Consider the following 23,687-nt stretch of genomic DNA (forward strand, 5'->3'; position numbering starts at 1 on the left):
GCTCCTACCGTGGACGGATGACCTATCCGATCCGTCCCATTGACGAATCCGAGTGGCCGGACTTCGCCGGCGTGCTCGCAGAGGGGTTCGGCTGGACGCCGCATCCCACCCAGGACGAGCGGTACAAGGCCGCCACGGAGTTCGACCGCACCCTGGTCGCCTTCGACGGCAGCACCATGGCGGGCGTCACGTCCGTCTTCAGCCTGACGATGACCGTCCCCGGCGGACGTCAGATCCCCGTGGGTGGCGTGACCGCGGTCAGCGTGCTTCCCTCGCACCGCCGCCGCGGCGTGCTGTCCGCGCTGATGCGCCGGCAGCTGTCCGACATCCGCGACCGCGGCGAGTCGGTGGCCGCCCTCTACGCCTCCGAGTCGCTGATCTACGGCAGGTTCGGTTACGGCAGGGCGGCCAGCGAACTGTCGTACAAGATCGACAAGCACCGCTCGGCCTTCGTGCGGGACGCCCCCACCGACCCGGCGCTCCGGCTCAGGGTGGTCTCCCCCACCGAGGCCAGGGCCGATTTCGAGAAGCTGTTCGCCGCCGTCGTGACCCGGCGTCCTGGCCGGTACGAGCGCACCCGGCACGTCTGGGACGCCTTCCTGGCCGACGAGGAGCACGACAGGGGCGGCTGGGGCTCGCTGCGCGCGGTGCTCGCCGAGGACGACCAGGAGGTGCGCGGTTACGCGCTGTTCCGCACCAAGTCGGCATGGGACGCCAACGGCGTGCCCAGCGGCGAGCTGCGGGTGTTCGAGCTGGAGGCGACCGATCCGGCGGCCTACGCCCTGCTGTGGCGCGACATGCTGGACCGTGACCTGATCACCAGGCTGGAGGCGTACGCCCGGCCGGTGGACGACGCCCTGATCGCGCTGCTCGCCGACTCCCGCCAGTTGCGCGCGACCTGGTCCGACGAGCTGTGGGTACGCCTGGTCGACGTCGACAGGGCCCTGACCGCCCGCGCCTACGCGGCCCCCGTGGACCTGGTGATCGAGATCGAGGACGACGTGTGCCCGTGGAACGCCGGCCGCCGGCGGCTCACCGCCGACGCCACCGGCGCGGAGTGCAAGCCGGTGGACGACGAGCCGCACCTGACGGTGCCGGTGTCCGCGCTCGGCTCGGCGTACATGGGCGACGGACTGCTCGGCGCGCAGCTCGACGCGGGCCTGCTGCGCGAGCACACGCCGGGCGCGGTGCGGGCGCTGGCCGCGGCCATGGCGTGGAGCCCCAAGCCGCTGGCCGGCCTGGTGTTCTGAGACACAGGACGTAGGCTCGGAGCATGGCCCTGCAAAGTCTGCAGATCACCGCGACCATCGCCATGCGGGCCCGCGACGTGTCCCGGCCGTCGAAGGAGCAGCAGGAGGCCGCCGACCGGCGGCCCCTGCGCGACGAGATGCCCCGGCGCGAGGCCAGGCGCAAGACCTAGGGCAGCGAGGGCAGCTGGCCGATCGTCTCGTAGGTGGTCAGCTGCGCGATGCGCCTGCTGTGGCGCTCGCTGCCGGAGAAGGAGGTGGTCAGGAAGACCTCGACGAACCTGGTCGCCTCCTCGGTCGTGTGCATGCGCGCGCCGATGCTGACGACGTTGGCGTTGTTGTGCTCGCGGGCCAGCGAGGCGGTCTCCTCGCTCCAGGCCAGGGCCGCGCGGATGCCGCGCACCTTGTTGGCCGCGATCTGCTCGCCGTTGCCCGAGCCGCCGATCACCACCCCCAGGCTGCCGGGGTCGCCGCCGACGCCCTCGGCGGCGCGCAGGACGAACGCCGGATAGTCGTCCTCGGCGTCGTAGACGAAGGGACCGCAGTCGGTCACCTCGTGGCCGTGGTCCTTGAGCCAGGACACGAGGTGGTTCTTGAGCTCATAGCCGGCATGGTCGGCACCGATGTAGACACGCACCCGCCCAGTCTTCCACAGCCCCGCCGATCCCACTCGCTGGCTAGAGTAAGGACCCCCACCGTTCCCCAGTCCTTACGAAAGTGGAGACGCATGCGTGAGATCCGCGTCATCGGCGATCCGGTGCTGCGCACGCCCGCCGAGCCCGTCACCGACTTCGACCGCGAGCTGCGCCGCCTGATCGAGGAGATGTTCCAGGCGATGTACGCGGTCAACGGCGTGGGCCTGGCCGGTCCGCAGATCGGCGTGTCGCGGCGGCTGTTCGTCTACGACATCGCCGGGCGCAAGGGCCATGTCGCCAACCCCGTCCTCACCGTCGACGACGCCGAGGAGGTCTCCGACGAGGAGGGCTGCCTGTCGGTGCCCGACCGCCGCACCCGCACGCCGATCTACGCCCCCGTCGCGCGGGCCGCCGGCGTCACCGTCGAGGGCGTCGACCGGCTGCAGCGGCCCGTGCGCATCAAGGCCCGCGGCTCGCTGGCGCGCTGCTTCCAGCACGAGACCGAGCACCTCGACGGCAAGCTGTACGTCGACCGCCTGCCCAAGGACGAGGCCCGCAGGATCATGCTGCGCGCGTAGGCCGCGGCGGGCCGGGGGCCTACAGCTGCAGCGACTTGATCTCCAGGTACTCCTCCAGGCCGAACTCGCCCAGCTCGCGGCCCACGCCCGACTGCTTGTAACCGCCGAAGGGGGCCAGCGGGTTGAACTGGCCGCCGTTGACGACGACCTGGCCGGTGCGCAGCCTGCGGGCGACGGCGACCGCGCGCTCCTGGCTGCCCGACCAGACCGCGCCGGCCAGGCCGTACCTGGTGTCGTTGGCGATCTCCACGGCCTGGCCCTCGCTCGTGTACGGGATCAGCGCCAGCACGGGCCCGAAGATCTCCTCCTGCTCGATCGTCATGCCCGGCTCGACCGCGGCGAAGACCGTGGGCTCGACGTAGAAGCCGCGCTCGCGGGGGCGCTCGGTGCCGCCGGCGACGAGCCTGGCGCCCTCCTCCTGGCCCCGGTTGATGTAGCGGACCACCCGGTCGCGCTGGGCCGCCGACACCAGGGGCCCGACCCTGGTGGCCTCGTCGAAGGGGTCGCCGACGGTGTACTTGCGGGTCGCCTCGACGGCCAGGCGGACGGCGTCGTCGTACTGGTCGCGGTGGACGATCATGCGGGTCCAGGCCGAGCAGGTCTGGCCGGCGTTGATGAAGCAGTTGGCCACGCCGACCTTGACGGCGGTGGCCAGGTCGGCGTCGGGCAGGATGATGTTGGCCGACTTGCCGCCGAGCTCCAGCGCCACCCGCTTGACGGTCTCGGCGGCGAGCGCGGCGACCCGGCGGCCGGCCACGGTCGAGCCGGTGAAGGAGACCATGTCCACCTCTGGATGGGCGGCCATCGCCTCGCCGACGACCTGGCCGCGCCCGCTGACCAGGTTGAACACCCCGGGCGGCAGGCCCACCTCGTCGAAGATCTCGGCCAGCGCGTACGCCGCCAGCGGCGCCACCTCGCTGGGCTTGAGCACCACCGTGCAGCCGGCGGCCAGCGCGGGGCCGACCTTGCAGATGATCTGGTGCAGCGGGTAGTTCCAGGGCGTGATCGCCGCGACGACCCCGATCGGCTCCTTGACCAGCAGGGAGTTGCCGATGCGGGACTCGCGCGGGTAGCTCTCGGCCAGCTGCGCGTAGGAGGACAGGACGGCCGCGGGCATCAGCGTCTGCACCTTGAGCGCGAAGCCGAGGGGCGCGCCCATGTCGGTGGCGATCGTCGCCGCGACGCTCTCGGCGCGCTGTTTGAGCAGTTCGGCCGCGTCGCCGAGGAGCTTCCCGCGCTGGGCAGCCGAGGTGTCGGACCAGGCGGGGAACGCCGCCCGCGCCGCCGACACCGCCGCCTCGACGTCGTCGGGGGTGCCCGCCGGCACCCGGTCGATGATCTCCTCCGTGGCCGGGTTGGCGACCTCGATGGACTCGTCTGACGTAGAGGCGTTCCAGGAACCGCCGATATACAGCTGGCGCATGGGGCCATCCTCGCGTGCACGTCGTGGGGCTGGCGAGACCACGGATCGGGCGGAGGGGGATTCCTCATCCTCCGCGCGCCCGAGAACCTACCGCCAGGGTAGGAGTCTTACCCCGGCGATGGAGGACATATCTAGTCGAAGGTGGGCTGTCTGGTTCGAGTGCGCTTGAGCTCGAAGAAGTCGTCGAACTCGGTGACGAGCAGCACGCCGTCCCACAGCCTGCCCGCGTCCTCGCCCTTCGGGATGGACGTGATCACGGGGCCGAAGAAGGCGTTGGCGCCGACGCGGATGACCGGGGTGCCGACGTCCTGGCCGACCAGCGTGATGCCCTCCTGGTGGGAGGCGCGCACGGCGTCGTCCCACTCGGTGGAGTGGGCGGCGGCGGCGAGGTCGCGGCTGAGGCCGACGGCCTCCAGGGAGTCCTCGATCAGCTCGCCGAGGCGGCTGAGGTCCTTCATCCCGCGCTCGTTGTGCAGGCGCGTGCCGAGCTCGGTGTAGAGCGGGCCGACGACCGCGTCGCCGTGCGCGGCCCGCGCGGCGGCCACCACGCGGACGGGTTCGATGGCCCTGGCGATGGCCTCACGGTAGGACTCGGGCACGTCCTTGCCCTCGTTGAGGACGTTGAGGCTCATGACGTGCCAGCGCGGCTCGATGGCGCGTACCTTCTCCACTTCGAGAAGCCATCGTGACGTCGCCCAGGCAAATGGGCAGAAAGGATCGAACCACAGGTCCACGGGAATCTTCTCAGTCACGTGGGGCCATAACCTGAGGGTGTCGAGGTCCTATTCCCGGCGTGGCAGGATACCGACAAACTACAACGAAGTGGTGAAAAGGAGCGCAACTTGGCAGGCAACCTGACCCGGGACGAGGCTCGCGAGCGTGCCCGGCTGTTGAAGGTCGAGTCGTACGAGGTCGCACTCGACCTGACGGAGGGGGACGAGCGCTTCGAGAGCGTCACGACGGTGCGCTTCACCAGCACCAGCCCGGGCGCCTCCACCTTCATCGACCTGCACGGCGCCAACGTGCGCAAGGTCACCCTCAACGGCGCCGACCTCGACGTCTCCTCCTACGACGCCGACAAGGGCCGCTTCCCGCTCCCCTCGCTGGCGGAGTCCAACGAGCTGCTGGTCGACGCCGACTGCAGCTACATGCGCACGGGCGAGGGTCTCCACCGCTTCGTGGACCCGGTCGACCAGAAGGTCTACCTGCACAGCCAGTTCGAGACGGCCGACGCCCACCGCATGTACGCCTGCTTCGACCAGCCCGACCTCAAGGCCGTCTTCCAGCTCACCGTGCTGGCCCCCGCCGACTGGGAGGTCATCTCCAACGGCGCCGCGGCCAAGGTCGAGGACCTCGAAGGGCAGTCCGGCCGCCACGGCGGCGTCCAGGCGGCCAGGCGCTGGGAGTTCGAGCCGACGCCGGTGATCTCGACGTACATCACCGCGCTGGTGGCCGGGCCGTACTACAAGGTCACCTCCGAGCACGACGGCATCCCCCTCGGGCTCTACTGCCGCGCCTCGCTCGGCGAGCACCTCGACGCCGACAACCTCTTCGAGGTCACCAGGCAGGGCTTCGACTTCTTCCACCGGGTGTTCGGCGTCCGCTACCCCTTCACCAAGTACGACCAGCTCTTCGTGCCCGAGTTCAACGCCGGCGCGATGGAGAACGCCGGTTGCGTGACGTTCCTGGAGGACTACGTCTTCCGCTCCCGCGTGACCGACGCGGTCGTCGAGCGGCGCGCCGAGACGATCCTGCACGAGATGGCCCACATGTGGTTCGGCGACCTGGTCACCATGCGCTGGTGGGACGACCTGTGGCTGAACGAGTCCTTCGCCACGTACGTGTCCGTGCTGGCCCAGGCCGAGGCCACCCGCTGGGGCAACGGCGCGTGGACCACGTTCGCCAACGTGGAGAAGTCCTGGGCCTACCGCCAGGACCAGCTTCCCTCCACCCACCCGATCGCCGCCGACATCCCCGACATGCAGGCGGTCGAGGTCAACTTCGACGGCATCACGTACGCCAAGGGCGCCTCGGTGCTCAAGCAGCTCGTCGCCTACGTCGGCCTGGACAACTTCCTGGCCGGGGTGCGCGACTACTTCGCCGAGCACGCCTGGGGCAACACCGAGCTGAAGGACCTGCTCGCCGCCCTCGAGCGCACCTCGGGCCGCGACCTGTCGTCGTGGTCGAAGGAGTGGCTGGAGACCGCGTGGGTCAACACGCTGCGGCCCTCCTTCGAGGTGTCCGACGGCCGCTTCACCTCCTTCGAGGTGCTGCAGGAGGCCCCGGCCGACTACCCGACGCTGCGCTCGCACCGCATCGCCATCGGCCTGTACTCGCTGGCCGACGGCGTGCTCACCCGCACCAAGCGGGTCGAGCTCGACGTGGTGGGCGCCCGTACCGGCGTGGCCGAGCTGGTCGGCGTCGAGCAGCCCGACCTGGTGCTGCTCAACGACGACGACCTGACGTACGCCAAGATCAGGCTGGACGAGCGTTCCCTGCGCACGCTCGTCGAGGGCGGCATCGCGGCCTTCACCGAGTCGCTGCCGCGCGCCCTGTGCTGGTCGGCGGCCTGGGACATGACCCGCGACGGCGAGATGTCCACCCGCGACTACGTCAAGCTGGTCATCTCGGGCGCGGGTACGGTCTCCGACATCACGGTCCTGCAGGCGGTGCTGCGCCAGGCGCGCCAGGCCGTCCAGCAGTACGCCGCCCCGGCCTGGCGGGCCGAGGGCGAGGCGCTGCTGGCCGCCGAGCTGCGCTCGCTGCTCGGCTCGGCCGCGCCCGGCTCCGACCACCAGCTCGCCTTCCTCCAGGCGTTCGCCCCGGTGGCGGTCGCCGATGCCGACCTCGACCTGCTGCAGGCCATCCTCGACGGCACCGGCGTGCCCGAGGGGCTGACCGTCGATGCCGACCTGCGCTGGACGCTGGTGGCCGCGCTGGTCTCCGGTGGCCGGCTGGGCGAGCCCGACATCGCCGCCGAGCTGGAGCGCGACCCTACGGCGACGGGTGAGCGGTCGGCCGCGCTGTGCCGGGCCGCGATCCCGACGGCCGAGGCCAAGGCGGCGGCCTGGGACCGGATCGTGGGCGGCGACCTGGCCAACCACATCGCCCGCAACACCATCGCCGGCTTCCAGGACGCGCACCACGCCGAGTTGCTGGAGCCGTACCGGGAGAAGTACTTCGCCGAGGTCGGGCGCGTCTACCGCGAGTGGACGTTCGAGAAGGCCTCGACGTTCGCCATGAACTGCTTCCCCGTGCTGCTCATCGAGCCCGCCACGGTCAAGGCCGCCCAGGACTTCCTGGCCGCCGAGCAGCCGCCGCAGGCCCTGCGCAGGCTGATCCTGGAGGGCGCCGACGGCGTCAGCCGCGCTCTGCGCAACCGCGAGACCGACGCCGCGTCGGCCTGATCCGTCCGGCTCCCCGCCGAGCCCGGCGGGGAGCCGGCTTCGCGCTGCGCCGAATACGGCCTGAGCACGGAGACCGGGTGTTAGCCTCAAGTACGTGCTAGGCGCCGGTACCACGCTCAACGACCGCTACGTGCTGGCCGACCGCCTCGGCGGCGGCGGCATGGGCGAGGTCTGGCGTGCCGACGACCTGGTGCTGGGCCGGGCCGTCGCGGTCAAGGTGATGATGCCCGCCCTGTCGGAGAACCCCACCTTCACCCAGCGCTTCCAGAACGAGGCCAGGGCCATGGCCACGCTCAGGCATCGCGGCGTGGTCGGCGTCTACGACTACGGCGTCCACGAGGCCGACGGGCGCCGGGTCAGCTACCTGGTGATGGAATACGTCCGGGGCGAGTCGCTCGACCGGGTCCTGCGGCGCGGCCCGCTCGGCGCGCAGGAGGCCATGCGCCTGGTCGCCGAGGTGGGCGACGCGCTGGCCGCGGCCCACGCCCAGGGCATCGTCCACCGCGACGTCAAGCCGGCCAACCTCATGGTCCGGTCCGACGGGCAGGTCGCGCTGACCGACTTCGGGGTCGCCCACTCCGCCTCGGCCGGTCACCTCACGGCCACGGGCACCATGCTCGGCTCGGCCGCCTACTGCGCGCCGGAGATGGCCGCGGGCAACGAGGTCACCCCGGCGGTCGACGTCTACGCGCTGGGCGTGGTGGCCTACGAGTGCCTGACCGGGCGGCTGCCGTACCAGGGGGACACCCCGGTGCAGATCATCTTCAAGCATCTCAACGCGCCCGTGCCCGAGCCGCCCGCCGACCTGCCGCAGGCCGTGCGCCAGGTGGTGACGCGGGCGCTGCAGAAGGACCCGGCGCAGCGCTGGGCGTCGGCGTCCGACATGGCGCGGGCGGCCCGCGCGTCGGTCAGCGGCGCGGCCCTGCCCGTCCCGCCGCCCACCGCGTCTTCTTCGGCCACCCTGCCCACGACGGGCGCCCACACGGGCCTGTCCACGGGCTCCTACACGGGTCTTTCCACGGACCCCCACACGGGTCTCCCCATGGGCTCCTCCTACGCGGGTCATCCCACGGGCTCCCAGCCGGGCCTCCAGCCGACGGGCGTCATGCCCGTGGCCGAGAGCGGATCGCCGCTCACCATGCCCTCGGCCCCCGCCGGCGGCAGCTCGCGCCGGCGTCGCACGCTGACGGCCCTGGCCACGATGGCGGCCGCCGTCGTGGTCTCGGCCGCGGTGGCGGGGTCGGTGTGGCTGCGTCCGGCCGAGCCCGCCAGCACGGGCCAGGTGCTGCCGCCCCCCGACGAGACCACGCAGGTCCACAGCCCGAGCAGCCCCGAGCACACCACCAGGGAGCCCGCGCCGCCGACCAAGGCCGTGCCGAGCGCCAAGCCGAGCGGCACCATCAGCGCGACCCCCGGCCCCACCGTGGCCCCCACCACTCCGAGCGCCACGCCCACCGTCTCGCCGAAGCCCACGCCGACCGTGACCACCTCCGAGCCGGAGCCGACCCAGGAGCCCACCCAGCCTCCTGAGGAGCCCACGGACGAGCCCACGGTCACCAGCCCGCCCGAAGACGTCCAATGCGTACGCGCCCCGTGCCCGTAACCACCCCGGAACGTCTGATGTGCGCGCGCCCCGAGCCCCTTCCAGGACGTACGCGGCATACACGCCCCGAGCCCCTGACCATTCCAGGACGCCCAGGGCGTACGCGCCCCGACCCCGTGACCGCTTCAGGGCGTCCGGTGCCTGCGTGCCCCGTGTCCGTGACTGCTGCAAGATCGTGAGAAAGTCTTCGCGTGGATTCGACTCGTGAGCTGCTGATCGCCCTCGCCCGCCGGTACGCCTTCGCCGATCTGGGGGCGCTCGCCCCCACGGCCGAGATCTCCGACGTGTGCGAGTTCGGGCAGCGGCTGCTCTCGCTCGACGCCGAGGACTTCGCCGCCGAGGCTCGGTCCGTACCGGCCGACCTGCGCCGGCTCGCCCGCGCCTGCCACATGCCGCAGACGCCGCGGGAGCAGCCGCGCGGAGCCCTGGAGTCGCTCAAGCCTGCCTACGGCCTGCTGCTCGAGGCGATCGCCGTCCGCTGGCACCGGCGCGAGCTGAGCCCCATGATCGCGGCCGTGCACATCGCCAGCGAATACCTGCCGCTGCTGGCGTTCGAGCCGCAGCTCGGCCACGCCGGCGACCCGGCCCGCTGGCCCGCCGGGCTGAGCGCGCCCGGGAGCAGGTTCGGCGTGATCGGCGACCGCGAGTGCGACCACACCAAGTCCGAGCAGTCGGCCACCAACCGCACGCTGCGGGTGTCGGTCGAACCCGGCGAGGGCTGGCGGGCCTACTTCGACCGGCAGCACAGCCAGCTGGCGGGCGCGCTCGCGGTCTGCGTCGCGACCTGCCGCAACCCCTGCACGGCCATGGACTGGATCGACCCCGAGCCCCGCGCTGACCTGCAGGTACGCGCCCGTACCGCGCTGACCTTCGCCGAGACGCCGCTCGTCCGGCTGCGGCATGCCGCGCCCGTGGGGCACGGGTTCGGGGTGCCGTCGCCGGAGGAGGTGCTCGACGCCTGGGAGCGCAGCCGGACGGCGCTGGACAAGAACGCGGTGGGCGCCGCCGCCGCCAAGGACGACGGTTTCCCGCTGCCGGGGCTGCCCGCGCTGTTCTCGGCCGTGGCCGGAGCGCCGATCGAACCGTCCAGCCTGCTCGCCGGCGTCAGCGACCACGTCGTCACCCTGCTGCAACGCACCTGACCACACCGCCCGAACACACCTGGCCCCCTCCGGTCCAGGTGGACGGCGCACCTGACCGCCTCGAGGCACAGGTCGGCGTGCCCGGGTTCGAGGGGGCGGGTCAGTGGTGGGGGGTGGCCTGGGCGCCGAGGGCGGTGATGCCGTACAGGAGGCCGCCGATCAGGTCGCCTGCGCTGAAGGCGGTGGCCATCGACAGGGCGGTGAGCCGGCAGGCGCCGTCGCTCAGCCGCCGCCTCGCGTTCGCGCCGGTCACGATCTCCAGGGCGTGTCCCGCCGGATCGACGAACACCACCACGGCGTCGGCCGACTCCGCGCCCAGGGCGGCGTGCAGGCGCTCGGCGAAGTGCCGTCGCGCGCCGACCGCCTCGCCCAGGAACACGCCGAAGCGCAACCCGCTGCGCAGCTCGGCCTTCTGGACGGCCCTCCTGAGGTCGTCGACCTGAGCCGTCGTCAGCGCCCGCCTCGGCGGCCGGGCCAGCGTCCGCATCGGCGCCTGCGCCGAAACCTGTGCCGGGGTGCCTTCCAAGGGCCGCCCTGACGCCTGTGTCGGTGCCTGCTCGGAGGGCTGCTCAGAAGGCTGGTTCGCGGGGGCCATCGTTGACTCACCAGCCTGCCGAGGCGCCGCCGAGGTGTTCGTCCGGCTCGACGGTCATGGCCGCGGCCGCCCAGTCGGGTTCGGGTGTCCGCGCCCAGGGGGCGGCGCCGTCGGCCAGGACCCGTGCCGACGTGCTCACGCCGTGCTCGCTCCCGGACGGCCCGCCCAGCCACACCGGACCCGGCTCCACCACCCGGGACGAGCCCCGCCCCGGCACCATGACCACCAGGCTGATCAGGACGAACAGCCCCAAGGACACCCCGATGAGAAGGAGCAGACTTTCCGCCGCGCTGTTCACACGACGAACGTAATCCTCCGGCGGGCGCCCGGCCAGACCCGTACGGTCCCCTCCTACCAGACGGACGGCCGCCGCTCCCCCCAGAACCCGCCCACGGCCGCCTCGACCTGGGCCGACAGCGAGATCAGGGTGCCCTCGCCGCCGATCCGCCCGGCCAGCATGACGCCGATCGGCAGGCCCTCGGCGCTCCAGTGCAGCGGCAGGTTCACCGCGGGCTGACCGCTGACGTTGTAGATCGCCGGGAAGGCGGCGAAGCGCTTCATGCGTTCGAACGTCTCCTCGACGTCGTCCACGTCCTCGAACCAGCCGACCGGCCTGGGCGGCTGGGTGAGGGTCGGCGTGAGCACCGCGTCGTAGGCGTTCGTGATCGTGAGCGCGCCCCGGGTGGCGAGCTGGAGGGCGGCCTGGGCCTGGAGGAACGCGGGGGCGGTGGTGGCCAGGCCGCGCTCGCGCAGCCAGCGGGTGAGCGGCCTGAGCAGGTGCCGCTGGTCGTCGGCAACCGGGTGCATGCAGGCGAAGGTGTACCAGAGGGTGACGAACTGCGGCACGAGGTCCGCGCCGAACGGCCTGGGGATCTCCACGACCTCGTGCCCGAGGCCGGCGAGGGTCTCGGCGGCGCCCTCGTACGCGGCCAGCACCTCGGGATCGACCTCGGCCCCCGGCACGACGGGGTCGGCGTAGCGGGCGATGCGCAGCCGTCCGGGGTCGCGGCCGGCGCAGGCGAGGTACGTGCCCTCGTGCCGGGGTGCGAGGTAGAGGTCGCCGGGCTCGTTGTGAGCCATGACGTCGAGCAGGGCCGCGGCGTCGGCCACGGTACGGGCGATCGGGCCGTTCGTGGACATGCCGGCCAGGTCGGGGATGATCGGTGCGAAGCTGATCCGGCCGCGGGTGGGCTTGATGCCGTACAGGCCGCACGCGGAGGCCGGGATGCGGATCGAGCCCGCGCCGTCGCTGCCCTGGGCGGCCGGCGCCAGCCCGGCGGCCACGGCGGCGGCCGCTCCCCCGCTGGACCCGCCGGCCGACGTGCCGAGGTCCCAGGGCGAGCGGGCGGGCGGCGAGACGTCGGTCTCGGTGTAGCAGGGCAGCCCGAACTCGGGGGTGGCGGTCTTGCCCAGCATGACCGTGCCCGCCTCGCGCAGCCGCGTCACGACCGTGTCGTCCACCGGCGCGACGAACCCCCGGTAGGCCGCCGAGCCGAAGGTGATCGGCACGTCCTTGACCAGATTGAGGTCCTTGACCGGGATCGGCACCCCGGCCAGCGGCCCGTCGGGCAGCTCCTTCTCCAGGCGGCGCGCCTGGTCGAGCGCCTGTTCTGCGGTCACGGTGACATACGCGCCGACCGAGGGGTCGATCCGCTCGATCCGGTCGAGATAGTGCTGCGCGAGCTCGACCGGTGAGACGTCACGGTCGCGGACGGCCCGGGCCTGCTCGAGCGCGGAAAGCTCGTGAATTTCTCGCACGATCGGCACACTAGGCATCTCTAGAGAAGAACGTAAGACATACCCCGAAAACATGAGTGGAACACGATGAGCTGGGCCATAAAACTATGGACAGGTCAACACTAGGAATCGTTCCGATCTCCGAGCTACGGTGAGTTACGTGGACTCCGACAACCAGCGAGAAGACGGTCACAACGCGTCACCCATTTGGGTGAGCGACCGGCCAGAGGGCGAGCGCACCGCCGCCGCGACACCATCGGCGCCCACCACCACTTACGCGCCCGTGGAACGCGCGTCCGTGCGTGACCTGCTCCAGGAGCCGCGGTTCCGCCGCATGCGCAACCGCGCGCTCGTGGCGATCGGCGTGGCGATCGTGGTGGGTTTCCTGCTGCGCGACTGGCGTCTGGGGGTGACCGCCGGGGTGGTCGCGGCCGTCTTCGAGGCGGTCTACCGCGCCCGTTCGCACTCCACGGTGCCGGCGTGGCGGCGCGCGTCCGTGGCCGAGCGGCGTACCGAGGGGCAGCTCCGCAGGCTGGAGCGCAGCGGCTACCGCACCCTGCACGCCAGGGCGATCCCCGGCAGCGAGGCCCAGATCGACCACCTCGTGGTGGGTCCGACCGGCGTCTACGCCGTGGACTCCGAGAAGTGGGACAAACGGCTTCCCGTCCGCGTCCAGTCGGGCAAGAAGCTCTTCCACGGCCCCTTCGACATGAAGCCGCGGCTGACCGAGGCCAAGTGGGAGGCGTCCCAGGCCAGCGAGCTGATCAGCAAGGCGTTCGGCCGCGAGGTCGTCGTCGTGCCCTCCCTGGCCATCTACGGGCCGCCCGTGCCGTGGAAGATCATGACCATCCGCGGCGTGGACGTCTACCAGGGCGACCGGGCGCGCAAGTGGATCACCAAGCGCGAGCGGGCGCTGACCCCGGCCGAGATCGACCGGCTCTACGACATCGCCGCCCAGGTCCTGCCCGCCCGGTACGGCGAGGGCTAGGACGACCGACCTGACCCCGCGGAGTCACACTCCGCGGGGCTTTTTCACGCCCGCAGAAGCACCCGCCGAAGCACCCCCCGAACCGCCCTCCGAAGCACCCTCCGAACCGCCCGCCGAACCGCCCGCCGGACCGCCCCCCGAAGAGCCCGCCGACAGCCGGGCGCCGAAGGCGTCCAGTTCGGCGGCCAGCACGCCGCTGGGCGGCAGCGCGTCCGGCAGGCGGGACACCAGGGCCGTGCCCACCCCGGCGATGCGGACGATGTGGTCGATCAGCGCCTCCCGGTCCTCGGGCCAGGGGAAGGACGGCTGGGCGATGAGCAGCGAGACGCAGCCGTGCACGGCCGACCAGAGGCCGAGCGCCAGCTCCTCGGGGTCGCCTTCGAGCACGCGGGCCGCCACGCAGGCGGCGACGGCGTCCACCATGTGACGGAAGCACGCGGCGGCGGCCGGCGGCACGCCCTGCACGGCCGAGGGCCGCATCATCAGCACCCGGTACTGCACGGGATGGTCGAGGGCGAAGCGGGCGTAGGCCCGTCCGCAGCGGCCGAGCGCGAGGAACGGGTCGCCGGTCAGGTTCTCGCTGAACATGCGGCCGAACTCGTCCCACACGCGCAGGCAGACGGCCTCCAGCAGCGCCTCCCTGTCGGCGAAGTGCAGGTAGACCGAGGGCGTGGACACCCCGGCGCGCTGGGCGACGGCGCGCAGGGTGAGGGCGTCCTCGCTGCCGGACTCGGTCAGCAGGTGCTCGGCCGCGCGCAGGATCTCCTCCCGCAGCAGGCCGCCTTCTCCGCGCCGGGCGCGCACACGTCTCGCAGCGGTCATGGATCTCAGATTGACGCCGTCAGGTTGACGGTGTCAATCTGACCTTCTGCTGAACGGATATCTGAAGGGATATCGCGAAAAATGGGGACTTTCGGGGAGGCGACCGCGCTGGTCGCCCGCGGCGCGGACGAGTTCGGCGCCACACTGGACGCCCAGTGGAGCGTGGGCACCAAGCTGCACGGCGGCTACCTGCTGGCGGTGCTGGCCCGTGCCGCCTGCCAGAGCGGCGCCGGCGAGCGGCACCCGCACGTGACCGCCGTGAGCGGCGCCTTCGTCGAGCCGCCCGCGCCCGGCCCGGCGGACGTGCGCGTGGAGCCGCTGCGGATCGGCCGGAGCCTGGCCCAGGTGCGGGTCTCGCTGGCCCAGGAGGGCAGGGTACGCGTCGAGTCGCACGTCACGCTCGGCGTCCTGGACGACGGCGACCCGTGGTGGACCTCGCTCCCGCCGGTCGAGCTGCCGGCCGAGGAGGACTGCTTCCTCGCGCCCACCGACCCGCCCGGCGCGGACTTCGCCGTGCCGCTGATGGCCGTGGTCGAGGAGCGCGTCGATCCGGCGCATCTGGCGTTCGCGTTCGGGGCGCCGACCAGGAAGGGCGAGATCGCGAGCTGGCAGCGCCTGGCCGACGGCTCCGACTGGGACCCGCTGAGCCTGCTGGTGGCGCTCGACCCGGTGCCGCCGGTCTCGTTCGACCTCGGGCTGTCCGGCTGGGTGCCGACGATTCAGCTCTCGGCCTACATCCGCCGGCTGCCCGCCCCCGGCCCGATCAGGGTCCGCCTGTCGGCCACGGACGTCGGCGGCGACCGGATGGACGAGGTGGCCCACGTGTGGGACTCCAAGGGCCGGCTGGTGGCCCAGGCGACCCAGCTCGCGGCCGTACGGTTGCCGGACTGAGCCGTCCGGGTAGTGGACACGCGTCTCAGGTGCCGGGCGGGTGGCCGTAACATGTGAAGACTCGCCTCATGATGGGAGAAGCACAATGCCGGCCCTCAGGTCACGTACGGTCACCCACGGCAGGAACATGGTCGGCGCCCGGGCCCTGCTCCGGGCGACCGGCGTAGCCGGGAGCGACTTCGGCAAACCCATCATCGCGGTGGCCAACAGCTTCACCCAGTTCGTCCCGGGCCACGTGCACCTGCGCGAGGTCGGCGACGTCGTCTCGGCCGCGATCCGCGAGGCGGGGGCGATCCCGCGCGAGTTCAACACGATCGCCGTCGACGACGGCATCGCGATGGGCCACGGCGGCATGCTCTACTCGCTGCCGTCCCGCGAGCTGATCGCCGACGCCGTGGAGTACATGGTCAACGCCCACTGCGCCGACGCGCTGATCTGCGTCTCCAACTGCGACAAGATCACGCCGGGCATGCTGCTGGCCGCGTTCCGGCTGAACATCCCCACGATCTTCGTCTCCGGCGGCCCCATGGAGGCCGGCAAGACGCCGGGCCGCAAGCTCGACCTCATCGACCCGATGATCGCCTCCGCCGACGCCTCGGTGTCCGACGCCGAGCTGCTGGAGATGGAGGAGAACGCCTGCCCGACCTGCGGTTCCTGCTCGGGCATGTTCACCGCCAACTCCATGAACTGCCTGACCGAGGCCATGGGCCTGGCCCTGCCCGGCAACGGCACGATCCTGGCCACCCACAAGCGGCGCAAGCAGCTCTTCGAGGACGCCGGCCGCCAGCTCGTCGAGATCACCCGCCGCTACTACGAGGACGGCGACGAGTCGGTGCTGCCGCGCTCGGTCGCCAGTCGCGCGGCGTTCGAGAACGCGATGGCGCTCGACGTGGCGATGGGCGGCTCGACCAACACGATCCTGCACATCCTGGCCGCGGCCCGCGAGGCCGAGGTCGACTTCGGCCTCAAGGAGATCAACGAGATCTCGCTGCGGGTGCCCTGCCTGTGCAAGGTCGCCCCGGCCACCAGCAAGTACCACGTCGAGGACGTCCACCGCGCCGGCGGCATCCCGGCCATCCTGGGCGAGCTCGACCGGGCGGGGCTGCTGCACCGCGACGTGCCCACGGTCAACGGGGGCACGCTGGCCGACACGCTGGCCGCCTGGGACGTCAAGTCGCCCACCGTGCTGCCCGAGGCGGTCGAGCTGTGGCACGCGGCGCCGGGCAACGTGCGCACGGTGAAGGCGTACTCGCAGGACAACCGCTGGGACTCCCTCGACCTCGACCGGGCGCAGGGCTGCATCCGCGACCTGGAGCACGCCTACAGCGCCGACGGCGGCCTGGCAGTGCTCTACGGCAACATCTCGCGCGACGGCGCGGTGGTGAAGACCGCGGGGGTCGACGAGTCGATCTGGATGTTCAGCGGGCCCGCGGTGGTGTTCGAGTCGCAGGAGCAGGCCGTCGAGGGCATCCTCGGCGGGCGGGTCAAGGAGGGCGACGTGGTGGTCATCCGCTACGAGGGCCCCAAGGGCGGCCCCGGCATGCAGGAGATGCTCTACCCGACCTCCTTCCTCAAGGGCAAGGGCCTGGGCAAGGCATGCGCGCTGGTCACCGACGGCCGCTTCTCCGGCGGCACGTCCGGGCTGTCGATCGGGCACGCCTCGCCGGAGGCGGCCGAGGGCGGCACGATCGCGCTGGTCGAGGACGGCGACGTCATCGACATCGACATCCCCGGCCGGTCGATGGAACTGCGGGTGCCCGAGGCCGAGCTGGCCGCGCGGCGCGAGCGGCTGCTGGCCGACCTGGGCGGCTACCGGCCGCGCGACCGCAACCGTCCGGTGAGCGTGGCGCTGCAGGCGTACGCGGCGATGACCACGTCGGCCTCGACCGGCGCCTCGCGTGATCTGTCGCAGCTGTCCCGATAGTTAGGGTGCGGTGGACCCCCGGTCCACCGCACAGATTTTCGAAAATTGTCGGTGGTCGTCCCTATTCTTGGGGTATGACGACAGTCGTGAAGGACGAGACTCGCCCGCTGACGACCGCCGAGATCGCCGCCATCGCCCTCTCCCTCGCTCACCTCGGAGCGGGCCCGCAGGCCGTCGCCGCACGGCGCGGCCTGCAACACGCGCTCGAGCACCTGGAGCTCGACGACGACGTCATCGCGACCACGCTCGCGACCCTGACCGAGCCGCTGCCCGTGGAGACCGCCTCCAGGGCCAGGCTCATCGCCGACGCCATCACCAGCCGCCTCATGATCCGCCTCCACTACCGCGACGCCTCGGGGGCCGTCACCTCCCGCGACGTCGAGCCGGTGACCTGCCTGGTCCACCGCGAATACTGGTACCTGGTCGGCGTGTGCCGGATGCGGCGGGCCATCAGGGCGTTCCGGTTCGACCGCATCATCGCGGTCGAACCCACCCTGACCCCGTCGCGGCCGCACCTGGCCGACCGGTTCCTGCCCTTCCAGCGCCGCCGCCGGCGGACCACCGCGGCGTGAGCCGCGAAGAAACCACCGCGGCGTGAGCCGCGAAGAAACCACCGCGGCGTGAGCCGCGGGCAGAGCACTGCGGCGTAACCTGCCGCAAGCTTGACCCCCGGGCCCCCGGGCGTTGGTGCGGGGCGTGACAGGCTCGCGCACATGCGCGTCCGGGGGATCTCGCTCATCGCCGCCCTGCTGCCCGTCGTCGTGCCCGTCGTGTCCGCCTGCGCGGCGGGCCCGCGTCCGGCTCCGCTCCCGATCGTGGCGCACCGCCAGGCGGTGGCCGTGGAACGCCTGTTGCCGCCGGCCACGCGGCGGGCGCTCGACCGGGCGCTGGAACGTCAGCTGCGGGCCCGTCCGGGGCGGGTGGCGCTGTCGGTGTACGACCGCGCGACGGGCGTGCGGTACTCCTACGCCGAGGGCAGGCCGTTCGTGCTGGCCAGCGTGGCCAAGGTGGACATCCTGCTCGCCCTGCTGCTGCTCAGGCAGAGCGAGCACCGGCGGCTCGGCGCGTACGAACGCAGGCTCGCCTCCCGGATGATCCGCCAGAGCCACAACGAGAGCGCGCACGAGCTGTACATGACGGTCGGCGGCCAGGAGGGGCTCACCCGGGTCCTGGGCGCGCTGGAGGTGCGCGACACCAGGCCGGGCGCGGGCCTGTCGTGGGGCATGACCCTCAGCCACCCGTCGGACCAGGTGCGGGTGCTGGAGCGGCTCACCGACCCCGCCGGGCCGGTGCCGGCCGCGAGCCGCCGCTGGGCGCTGGGGCTCATGTCGTCGGTGGACCGGTCGCAGGCGTGGGGCGTCAGCGCCGCCGGCGGCGAGGTGGCGCTCAAGAACGGCTGGCTGCCGGTGGACGCGCACGACGGCCGGTGGACGGTCAACAGCGTGGGCCGGATCGTACTGAACGGGCACGAACTGCTCATCGCCGTGTTGTCGGAGCGCAGCCCGGACATGGCGACGGGCGTGGCGACCGTGGAACGGGCGGCCCGGCTCGCCGTGGAGGCGTTCACCCGGGCCCGCCGGTCACGAGGAGCAGCAACCTCCGCCGCAGCAGCCGCCACCGCCGCCACCGGCCGGACGGGGAGCGGCGGCGCCACCGGTCATGGAGACGGTGGACAGCAGCTTGACCGTGTCGCCGTGGCCCTGCGGGCAGGTCGCCGGCTCGTCTGAGGCCGACATGGGGCGGGAGACCTCGAACGTGGAGCCGCAGGCGCGGCAGCGGAAGTCGTAACGCGGCATGCGGTAAGCCTAACCCGCTGTGGCCGGTGAGCGGGAGCCGGCGTAGGTCAGGTGCGCATGGTCGGAGACGGGCTCGTAGCCGATCGACCGGTAGATGGCGTTGCTGGTCGGGTTGTCCAGGTCGGTGAAGAGCACGACCTGCTCGCACCGCTCGGCCAGCGCCACTTCGCTGGCGTGGGCGGTGACCGCGGCGCCGTAGCCCTTCCTGCGGCACGACGGCGGCGTGTAGACCGGTCCGACGCGGCACACGCCGCCGGCCGCCCGGCCGAGCCCGGCCACCGAGACCGGCACGCCCTCGGCCTCCCACACGAACAGCTCGCGCCCGGCCACCCGCTGGGCGACGCGCTCGGCGACGTCGTGCGCCTCGCCGAGGCCGACCTCGGCGCCGAACGCCTGGTACCAGCTCACCATCAGCGGGAAGTCGCCGGGCCCGGCGAGCCGGCCGCGGCCGGGCACGGACGGGACGGCGAGTGCGCCGAGACGGTAGAGCCGTTCGGACACCGTCCGGTCGGGCTCGCCGAGCAGCCGGACGACCTCGGACGTCACCTCGACCGGCCCCACGACCATGGGCACGTCGCCGCCGAGCGCCTCGACCAGCGGGGCGACGGCCTCGGCGGGCATGCGCGTGAGGCTCAGGGGGGCGGGCGGCGTGCGGAAGGCGGCGGCGCGCACCTGGCCCCCGGCGGTCCACCAGGCGAAGAAGGCGCCGTGGGCGGGATGGCCGGCGCGCAGGTTGGCGAGGACGGTCAGCGGAACCGTGTTGCCGACCGGGTCGCCGAGCAGGTACGGCTCGGCGACCGCGGCGAATTCCTCCGGATCGGAGGTGAAGGTCCACATACCCGTCATGGTGGCAGGCGGCGGCCTCCGGCTTCAAAAGGGATTGTCAGGCCGCCGCCTCCAGGTAGGGCGCCCATTGAGGATCGCCGACGAGCGAGGCGCCGATGAGCCGCCAGTGGGCGCCCCTCGGCACCGCCGGGAGCACGCGCAGCGTCCATCCCAGCTCCTCCAGGTATTTGTCGGCCTTGCGGTGGTTGCAGGTCGTGCACGAGGCGACGCAGTTCTCCCACGTGTGGGTGCCGCCGCGCGATCTCGGGATGACGTGGTCGATGGTCTCGGCCCGCTGCCCGCAGTAGGCGCAGCGGTAGTCGTCGCGCCGCATGAGGGCGGCCCTGGTCAACGGGATCCGGGACCGGTAGGGGATGCGGACGTATCTGCGGAGCCTGATCACCGAAGGCACGTCGAGGGTGCAACTCGCCGAGCGGAGCTGGGCGCCCCGCCCGTCGCGGTGCACGACGTCGGCCTTCTCCCGCAGCACCAGCACGATGGCCCGGTGGAGCGAGAGCGTGGTGAGCGGCTCGTAGGTGGCGTTGAGCAGCAGGACCTGGCGCGTCATCGGGCCTCTCCCTGCCGCGCGGGTATCAAAGGGGACATGCCGTGGCATGTCCCGCCTGTCGGCCCCTCCTGGGGCACTGTTGCTTCCGTCACATGGACCTCCGCCGGACGGTCCAGCGGATGGTCACCACGGCACCGTCCTGTCACCAAGTCTGGCGTTAGCCGTAGCGTCCCCGCCACCCCATAATCTTCAAGCCGGAATGACCAGAGGGACACACGTTACGTTTTATGCCCGCTTCACCAGCGCTTTACGCCCCCACCTTGGCAGTAGGGTTCCTGGCATGACGCGAGAGCCTTATCCGACGGCACGCCGCGAAGACGTCGTCGACATCCTGCACGAAACGCCCGTCCCCGACCCGTACCGGTGGCTGGAGGACCCTGACAGCCCGGACACCAAGGAGTGGCTGCTCGCGCAGGCCGAGCTGTTCAACGCCAGTCGTGGCGAGCAGCGGTTCAAGGACCGCATCGCCGAGCTGCTGCGGTCCGGCTCGGTGGGGGCTCCGGCCTGGCGCGGGGAGCGCCGGTTCTTCTCCCGCCGCACGCCCGACCAGGAGCACGCGGTCTACTACGTGGTCGAGGCCGACGGCACCGAGCGGGCGCTGATCGACCCGATGGAGATCGACCCGTCCGGTCTCACCACGCTCGACGCCGTGCAGCCCGACAAGGAAGGGCGGCTGCTGGCGTACCAGATCTCGGTGGGCGGTGACGAGGAGTCGGTCCTCTACGTCCTCGACGTCGCCACCGGGATGCGCGTCGAGGGCCCGATCGACCGCTGCCGCTACTCCCCCATCGCCTGGCTGCCCGGCGGTGAGGCGTTCTACTACGTGCGCAGGCTGCCGCGCACCGAGGTGCCGGAGAACGAGGCGCAGTTCCACCGCCGCGTCTACCTCCACCGCGTCGGCACCTCGACCGAGGACGACGTGATGATCTTCGGCCAGGGGCTGAAGATGACCAACTACTACGGCGTCTCCGTCTCGCGCGACGGCCACTGGCTCCAGGTCTCGGCGCACGAGGGCACCGCGCCGCGCAACGACCTGTGGGTGGCCGACCTGACCGCCTCGCCCGCCGACGCCCCCGACCTGAAGGTCGTGCAGGAGGGCGTCGACGCGCAGACCGCCCTGGTGTTCGGCCGCGACGGCCGGCTCTACGTCCACACCGACAGGGACGCCCCTCGCGGCCGGGTGTGCGTGACCGACCCGGCCGACCCCGGCTACGAGACCTGGCGCGACCTGATCCCCGAGGACCCCGAGGCGGTGCTGTCCGACTTCGCGATCCTCGACGACCTGGAGCGCCCGGTCATGCTGGTGGGCTGGACCCGCCACGCGATCAGCGAGATCACCGTCCACGACCTGGCGACCGGCGAGCGGGTCGGCTCGGTGCCGACGCCGGGGCTGGGCACGATCGGCGGCATCTCCGAGCGTCCCGAGGGCGGCTTCGAGGCGTGGTTCGGCTACACCGACAACACCACGCCGCCGACGATCCAGCGCTACGACGCCCGCACCGGCGAGACCACGCTGTGGGCCGCCTCGCCGGGCGCGGTCGAGGTGCCGCCGGTGCGCACGTCGCAGGTGGTGTACCGGTCCAAGGACGGCACCGACGTCCGGATGCTGATCATCTCCCCCGCCGACGAGCGGCCCAGCCCCCGGCCCACCATCCTGTACGGCTACGGCGGCTTCGGCCTGTCGATGACCCCCGGCTACTCGGCCTCGATCCTGGCCTGGGTCGAGGCGGGCGGCGTCTACGCCATCGCCAACCTGCGCGGCGGCGGCGAGGAGGGCGAGGACTGGCACCGCGCGGGCATGCTGGCCAACAAGCAGAACGTGTTCGACGACTTCCACGCCGCGGCCGAACACCTCATCGAGACCGGCGTCACCACCCGCGAGCAGCTCGGCATCTCCGGCGGCTCCAACGGCGGCCTGCTGGTCGGCGCCGCGCTGACGCAGCGCCCCGACCTGTACGCGGCCGTGGTCTGCTCGGCGCCGCTGCTCGACATGATCAGGTACGAGAAGTTCGGCCTCGGCGCGACCTGGAACGTCGAGTACGGCAGCGCCGACGACCCCGAGCAGTTCGGCTGGTTGTGGGGGTATTCGCCCTACCACCGGGTCGAGGAGTCGGTGGCCTACCCGGCGACGTTGTTCACCGTCTTCCAGTCCGACACGCGGGTGCACCCGCTGCACGCCTGGAAGATGTGCGCGGCGTTGCAGCACGCCTCCACGGCCGGGCGGCCGGTGCTGCTGCGCAACGAGGCCGAGGTGGGCCACGGCGCCCGCTCGGTGAGCCGGACGGTCGACCTGTCGGCCGACACGCTGACCTTCCTCGCCCGGCACACCGGTCTGTAGTGTCGCAGGCATGAGCAGCCTGGGGCCGGCCATCGTCGAGGCCGTCCCCAGCGCTGGGCTGCGGCCGTACGTCACCCGGCTCTGCGCCTACAGCGAGCACTATCCGGCGCCCGTCACGCGCGCCGAGGCCGCCCTTCCCGGGGCGGTGCTCATCCTGGGCGTCGGCGCGCCGATGGAGGCGTACGGGCAGCGGGTCAGGGCGTTCGCGGGCGGGCTCGCCGACCGGTTCGCGGTCACCCGCGTCACCGGGCCGTGCGAGGGCGTGCAGGTGGTGCTCACGCCGTTCGGGGCGCGGCGGCTGTACGGGCTGCCGATGCGCCACCTGACGAGCCGGGTGGTCCCGGTGGAGACGGTGCTCGGGCCCTGGGCCGGGGAGCTGCTCGACCGGCTGGCCGCGACGCCGTCGTGGCGGGAGCGGCTGGCCCTGACCGACCGGCTGCTGACCGAGCGCATCCTGGCCGGGCCGCGGGTGGGTCCCGAGCTGCCGTGGGCGTGGGCGCGGCTGCTGGAGTCGGGCGGGCGGCTCGGCGTGTCGTCGCTGGCCGCGTCGCTGGGCTGGAGCCACCGGCATCTGGTCGCCCGCTTCCACGACCAGGTCGGGCTGGCCCCCAAGACGGCGGCCCGGGTGATCAGGTTCGGCCGGGCGGCGCGGCTGCTGCGCTCCGGCCACCCGATCGCCGCGGTCGCGGCCGAGTGCGGCTTCTACGACCAGGCCCATCTCAACCGCGAGTTCCGGACGCTCGGCGGCACCACGCCCGGTCAGATTCGTCCAAGACCGGCGGGCGGGCCGCCGCGCATGCTGGAGCCATGAAACGCACTGTCTACGCACTGGCCCGCTACGAGCACCCGCAGGCGGCCCTCGACTTCCTGACCGCGGCGTTCGGGTTCCGGGTGCACGAGTCGTCGAAGGACGAGTCCGGGGTCGTCGAGCACGCCGAGCTGTTCGTCGAGGACGATCTGATCATGATCGGCCGGGGGAAGCCGGGCGGGCCCGGCGTCTACATCGCGGTCGACGACGTCGACGCCCATCACGATCGCGCCAGAGCCGCGGGGGCCGTGATCACCATGCAGCTCACCGACCAGCCGTACGGCTCGCGCGAGTACGCCTGCAAGGACCCCGAAGGCAACTCCTGGTTCTTCGGGACCTACCGCCCGTAACCCCTCGGAA

General features: G+C 72.2%; 23 protein-coding genes. 13 read left to right on the forward strand and 10 right to left on the reverse strand.

Features of this window, described 5'->3' with window-relative positions; translation table 11 throughout:
* Positions 1-17: 17 nt before the first annotated feature.
* Both ACFYYW_RS29330 and ACFYYW_RS29335 read left to right on the forward strand, forming a co-directional pair.
* Positions 18-1,250 (forward strand): GNAT family N-acetyltransferase, encoded by a 1,233-nt coding sequence (locus tag ACFYYW_RS29330; protein ID WP_387653158.1) that lies wholly within the window; start codon positions 18-20, stop codon positions 1,248-1,250.
* A 23-nt stretch (positions 1,251-1,273) separates the two neighbouring features.
* Complete coding sequence (locus ACFYYW_RS29335) at positions 1,274-1,420, forward strand: hypothetical protein (RefSeq protein ID WP_352323622.1); 147 nt, start codon at positions 1,274-1,276, stop codon at positions 1,418-1,420.
* On the opposite strand, the gene ACFYYW_RS29340 is transcribed toward ACFYYW_RS29335, so the two are convergent.
* The gene (locus ACFYYW_RS29340) at positions 1,417-1,884 is read right to left on the reverse strand and encodes a ribose-5-phosphate isomerase (RefSeq protein ID WP_352323623.1); all 468 of its coding nucleotides are present in this window, start codon (positions 1,882-1,884) and stop codon (positions 1,417-1,419) included. The two genes, ACFYYW_RS29335 and ACFYYW_RS29340, sit on opposite strands and share 4 nt — an antisense overlap.
* 90 nt (positions 1,885-1,974) lie before the next feature.
* Between ACFYYW_RS29340 and def the strand changes: the two genes are divergently transcribed.
* Positions 1,975-2,460 carry a peptide deformylase gene (def, locus tag ACFYYW_RS29345; RefSeq protein ID WP_387653161.1) on the forward strand — a complete coding sequence of 162 codons (486 nt, stop codon included), beginning with the start codon at positions 1,975-1,977 and terminating at the stop codon, positions 2,458-2,460.
* A gap of 19 nt (positions 2,461-2,479) precedes the next feature.
* Here the strand turns inward: def and ACFYYW_RS29350 are convergent, their stop codons facing one another.
* Positions 2,480-3,883: an aldehyde dehydrogenase family protein gene (locus ACFYYW_RS29350; RefSeq protein WP_352323626.1), complete on the reverse strand. Its 1,404-nt coding sequence runs from the start codon at positions 3,881-3,883 to the stop codon at positions 2,480-2,482.
* A gap of 131 nt (positions 3,884-4,014) precedes the next feature.
* A complete protein-coding gene (locus ACFYYW_RS29355) occupies positions 4,015-4,635 on the reverse strand; it encodes a disulfide bond formation protein DsbA (RefSeq protein ID WP_364414249.1) in 621 nt (206 codons plus the stop codon).
* A gap of 90 nt (positions 4,636-4,725) precedes the next feature.
* Between ACFYYW_RS29355 and pepN the strand changes: the two genes are divergently transcribed.
* The 3 genes from pepN (at position 4,726) to ACFYYW_RS29370 (ending at position 10,035) form a co-directional block, all read left to right on the forward strand.
* Positions 4,726-7,290, forward strand: a complete 2,565-nt coding sequence (gene pepN, locus ACFYYW_RS29360) for an aminopeptidase N (protein ID WP_387653164.1) — start codon at positions 4,726-4,728, stop codon at positions 7,288-7,290.
* 94 nt (positions 7,291-7,384) lie between these two features.
* A complete protein-coding gene (locus ACFYYW_RS29365; RefSeq protein ID WP_387653166.1) occupies positions 7,385-8,893 on the forward strand; it encodes a protein kinase in 1,509 nt (502 codons plus the stop codon).
* A gap of 191 nt (positions 8,894-9,084) precedes the next feature.
* A complete protein-coding gene (locus tag ACFYYW_RS29370; RefSeq protein ID WP_352328585.1) occupies positions 9,085-10,035 on the forward strand; it encodes a hypothetical protein in 951 nt (316 codons plus the stop codon).
* A 100-nt stretch (positions 10,036-10,135) separates the two neighbouring features.
* On the opposite strand, the gene ACFYYW_RS29375 is transcribed toward ACFYYW_RS29370, so the two are convergent.
* From ACFYYW_RS29375 to ACFYYW_RS29385, 3 genes are all read right to left on the reverse strand, one after another.
* Complete coding sequence (locus ACFYYW_RS29375) at positions 10,136-10,522, reverse strand: DUF5130 family protein (RefSeq protein ID WP_387653168.1); 387 nt, start codon at positions 10,520-10,522, stop codon at positions 10,136-10,138.
* A 115-nt stretch (positions 10,523-10,637) separates the two neighbouring features.
* The gene (locus ACFYYW_RS29380; protein WP_387653170.1) at positions 10,638-10,928 is read right to left on the reverse strand and encodes a hypothetical protein; all 291 of its coding nucleotides are present in this window, start codon (positions 10,926-10,928) and stop codon (positions 10,638-10,640) included.
* Between the two features lie 53 nt (positions 10,929-10,981).
* The gene (locus tag ACFYYW_RS29385) at positions 10,982-12,388 is read right to left on the reverse strand and encodes an amidase (RefSeq protein ID WP_387653172.1); all 1,407 of its coding nucleotides are present in this window, start codon (positions 12,386-12,388) and stop codon (positions 10,982-10,984) included.
* A gap of 190 nt (positions 12,389-12,578) precedes the next feature.
* Between ACFYYW_RS29385 and ACFYYW_RS29390 the strand changes: the two genes are divergently transcribed.
* Positions 12,579-13,355 carry a nuclease-related domain-containing protein gene (locus ACFYYW_RS29390; RefSeq protein WP_387653174.1) on the forward strand — a complete coding sequence of 259 codons (777 nt, stop codon included), beginning with the start codon at positions 12,579-12,581 and terminating at the stop codon, positions 13,353-13,355.
* Between the two features lie 24 nt (positions 13,356-13,379).
* Here ACFYYW_RS29390 and ACFYYW_RS29395 read toward each other — a convergent pair whose 3' ends face one another.
* Complete coding sequence (locus ACFYYW_RS29395) at positions 13,380-14,177, reverse strand: TetR/AcrR family transcriptional regulator (protein WP_387653176.1); 798 nt, start codon at positions 14,175-14,177, stop codon at positions 13,380-13,382.
* A gap of 81 nt (positions 14,178-14,258) precedes the next feature.
* On the opposite strand from ACFYYW_RS29395, the gene ACFYYW_RS29400 reads away from it, so the two are divergent.
* From ACFYYW_RS29400 to ACFYYW_RS29410, 3 genes are all read left to right on the forward strand, one after another.
* The gene (locus ACFYYW_RS29400; RefSeq protein ID WP_387653178.1) at positions 14,259-15,068 is read left to right on the forward strand and encodes a thioesterase family protein; all 810 of its coding nucleotides are present in this window, start codon (positions 14,259-14,261) and stop codon (positions 15,066-15,068) included.
* An 85-nt stretch (positions 15,069-15,153) separates the two neighbouring features.
* A complete protein-coding gene (gene ilvD / locus ACFYYW_RS29405; RefSeq protein ID WP_387653180.1) occupies positions 15,154-16,992 on the forward strand; it encodes a dihydroxy-acid dehydratase in 1,839 nt (612 codons plus the stop codon).
* A gap of 74 nt (positions 16,993-17,066) precedes the next feature.
* Positions 17,067-17,564 (forward strand): WYL domain-containing protein, encoded by a 498-nt coding sequence (locus ACFYYW_RS29410; RefSeq protein WP_357980526.1) that lies wholly within the window; start codon positions 17,067-17,069, stop codon positions 17,562-17,564.
* 1,008 nt (positions 17,565-18,572) lie between these two features.
* Here ACFYYW_RS29410 and ACFYYW_RS29415 read toward each other — a convergent pair.
* Genes ACFYYW_RS29415 through ACFYYW_RS29425 form a run of 3 tightly spaced genes read right to left on the reverse strand, consistent with a single transcriptional unit; the run spans position 18,573 to position 20,181 of the window.
* Complete coding sequence (locus ACFYYW_RS29415) at positions 18,573-18,788, reverse strand: zinc ribbon domain-containing protein (protein ID WP_364414263.1); 216 nt, start codon at positions 18,786-18,788, stop codon at positions 18,573-18,575.
* A gap of 9 nt (positions 18,789-18,797) precedes the next feature.
* Positions 18,798-19,625 carry a GNAT family N-acetyltransferase gene (locus ACFYYW_RS29420; RefSeq protein ID WP_387653183.1) on the reverse strand — a complete coding sequence of 276 codons (828 nt, stop codon included), beginning with the start codon at positions 19,623-19,625 and terminating at the stop codon, positions 18,798-18,800.
* A gap of 46 nt (positions 19,626-19,671) precedes the next feature.
* Positions 19,672-20,181 carry an HNH endonuclease gene (locus ACFYYW_RS29425; protein WP_352322827.1) on the reverse strand — a complete coding sequence of 170 codons (510 nt, stop codon included), beginning with the start codon at positions 20,179-20,181 and terminating at the stop codon, positions 19,672-19,674.
* A 280-nt stretch (positions 20,182-20,461) separates the two neighbouring features.
* Here ACFYYW_RS29425 and ACFYYW_RS29430 point away from each other — a divergent pair, with 280 nt between their 5' ends.
* From ACFYYW_RS29430 to ACFYYW_RS29440, 3 genes are read left to right on the forward strand one after another with little or no spacing between them, the layout of a single operon-like run.
* Positions 20,462-22,519 (forward strand): prolyl oligopeptidase family protein, encoded by a 2,058-nt coding sequence (locus ACFYYW_RS29430; protein WP_387653186.1) that lies wholly within the window; start codon positions 20,462-20,464, stop codon positions 22,517-22,519.
* A gap of 10 nt (positions 22,520-22,529) precedes the next feature.
* Entirely contained in the window at positions 22,530-23,330 is an 801-nt protein-coding gene (locus ACFYYW_RS29435; protein ID WP_387653188.1) for a helix-turn-helix domain-containing protein, read from the forward strand.
* A complete protein-coding gene (locus ACFYYW_RS29440) occupies positions 23,327-23,677 on the forward strand; it encodes a VOC family protein (RefSeq protein ID WP_387653190.1) in 351 nt (116 codons plus the stop codon). Before ACFYYW_RS29435 ends, ACFYYW_RS29440 begins: the two co-directional genes overlap by 4 nt.
* The last annotated feature ends 10 nt before the right edge of the window (positions 23,678-23,687 follow it).

Source organism: Nonomuraea sp. NPDC001831 (assembly GCF_042892035.1).
Classification (GTDB): Bacteria; Actinomycetota; Actinomycetes; order Streptosporangiales; family Streptosporangiaceae; genus Nonomuraea.

What these genes read in the sequence shown, in the direction of transcription:
- ilvD (WP_387653180.1), top strand. Translation starts at nt 15,154, where the DNA reads ATGCCGGCCCTCAGGTCACGTACGGTCACCCACGGCAGGAACATGGTC.
- ACFYYW_RS29350 (WP_352323626.1), bottom strand. Translation starts at nt 3,883, where the DNA reads ATGCGCCAGCTGTATATCGGCGGTTCCTGGAACGCCTCTACGTCAGAC.
- ACFYYW_RS29415 (WP_364414263.1), bottom strand. Translation starts at nt 18,788, where the DNA reads ATGCCGCGTTACGACTTCCGCTGCCGCGCCTGCGGCTCCACGTTCGAG.
- ACFYYW_RS29375 (WP_387653168.1), bottom strand. Translation starts at nt 10,522, where the DNA reads ATGCGGACGCTGGCCCGGCCGCCGAGGCGGGCGCTGACGACGGCTCAG.
- ACFYYW_RS29440 (WP_387653190.1), top strand. Translation starts at nt 23,327, where the DNA reads ATGAAACGCACTGTCTACGCACTGGCCCGCTACGAGCACCCGCAGGCG.
- ACFYYW_RS29410 (WP_357980526.1), top strand. Translation starts at nt 17,067, where the DNA reads ATGACGACAGTCGTGAAGGACGAGACTCGCCCGCTGACGACCGCCGAG.
- ACFYYW_RS29420 (WP_387653183.1), bottom strand. Translation starts at nt 19,625, where the DNA reads ATGTGGACCTTCACCTCCGATCCGGAGGAATTCGCCGCGGTCGCCGAG.
- ACFYYW_RS29430 (WP_387653186.1), top strand. Translation starts at nt 20,462, where the DNA reads ATGACGCGAGAGCCTTATCCGACGGCACGCCGCGAAGACGTCGTCGAC.
- def (WP_387653161.1), top strand. Translation starts at nt 1,975, where the DNA reads ATGCGTGAGATCCGCGTCATCGGCGATCCGGTGCTGCGCACGCCCGCC.
- ACFYYW_RS29395 (WP_387653176.1), bottom strand. Translation starts at nt 14,177, where the DNA reads ATGACCGCTGCGAGACGTGTGCGCGCCCGGCGCGGAGAAGGCGGCCTG.
- ACFYYW_RS29400 (WP_387653178.1), top strand. Translation starts at nt 14,259, where the DNA reads ATGGGGACTTTCGGGGAGGCGACCGCGCTGGTCGCCCGCGGCGCGGAC.
- ACFYYW_RS29425 (WP_352322827.1), bottom strand. Translation starts at nt 20,181, where the DNA reads ATGACGCGCCAGGTCCTGCTGCTCAACGCCACCTACGAGCCGCTCACC.
- ACFYYW_RS29335 (WP_352323622.1), top strand. Translation starts at nt 1,274, where the DNA reads ATGGCCCTGCAAAGTCTGCAGATCACCGCGACCATCGCCATGCGGGCC.
- ACFYYW_RS29435 (WP_387653188.1), top strand. Translation starts at nt 22,530, where the DNA reads ATGAGCAGCCTGGGGCCGGCCATCGTCGAGGCCGTCCCCAGCGCTGGG.
- ACFYYW_RS29330 (WP_387653158.1), top strand. Translation starts at nt 18, where the DNA reads ATGACCTATCCGATCCGTCCCATTGACGAATCCGAGTGGCCGGACTTC.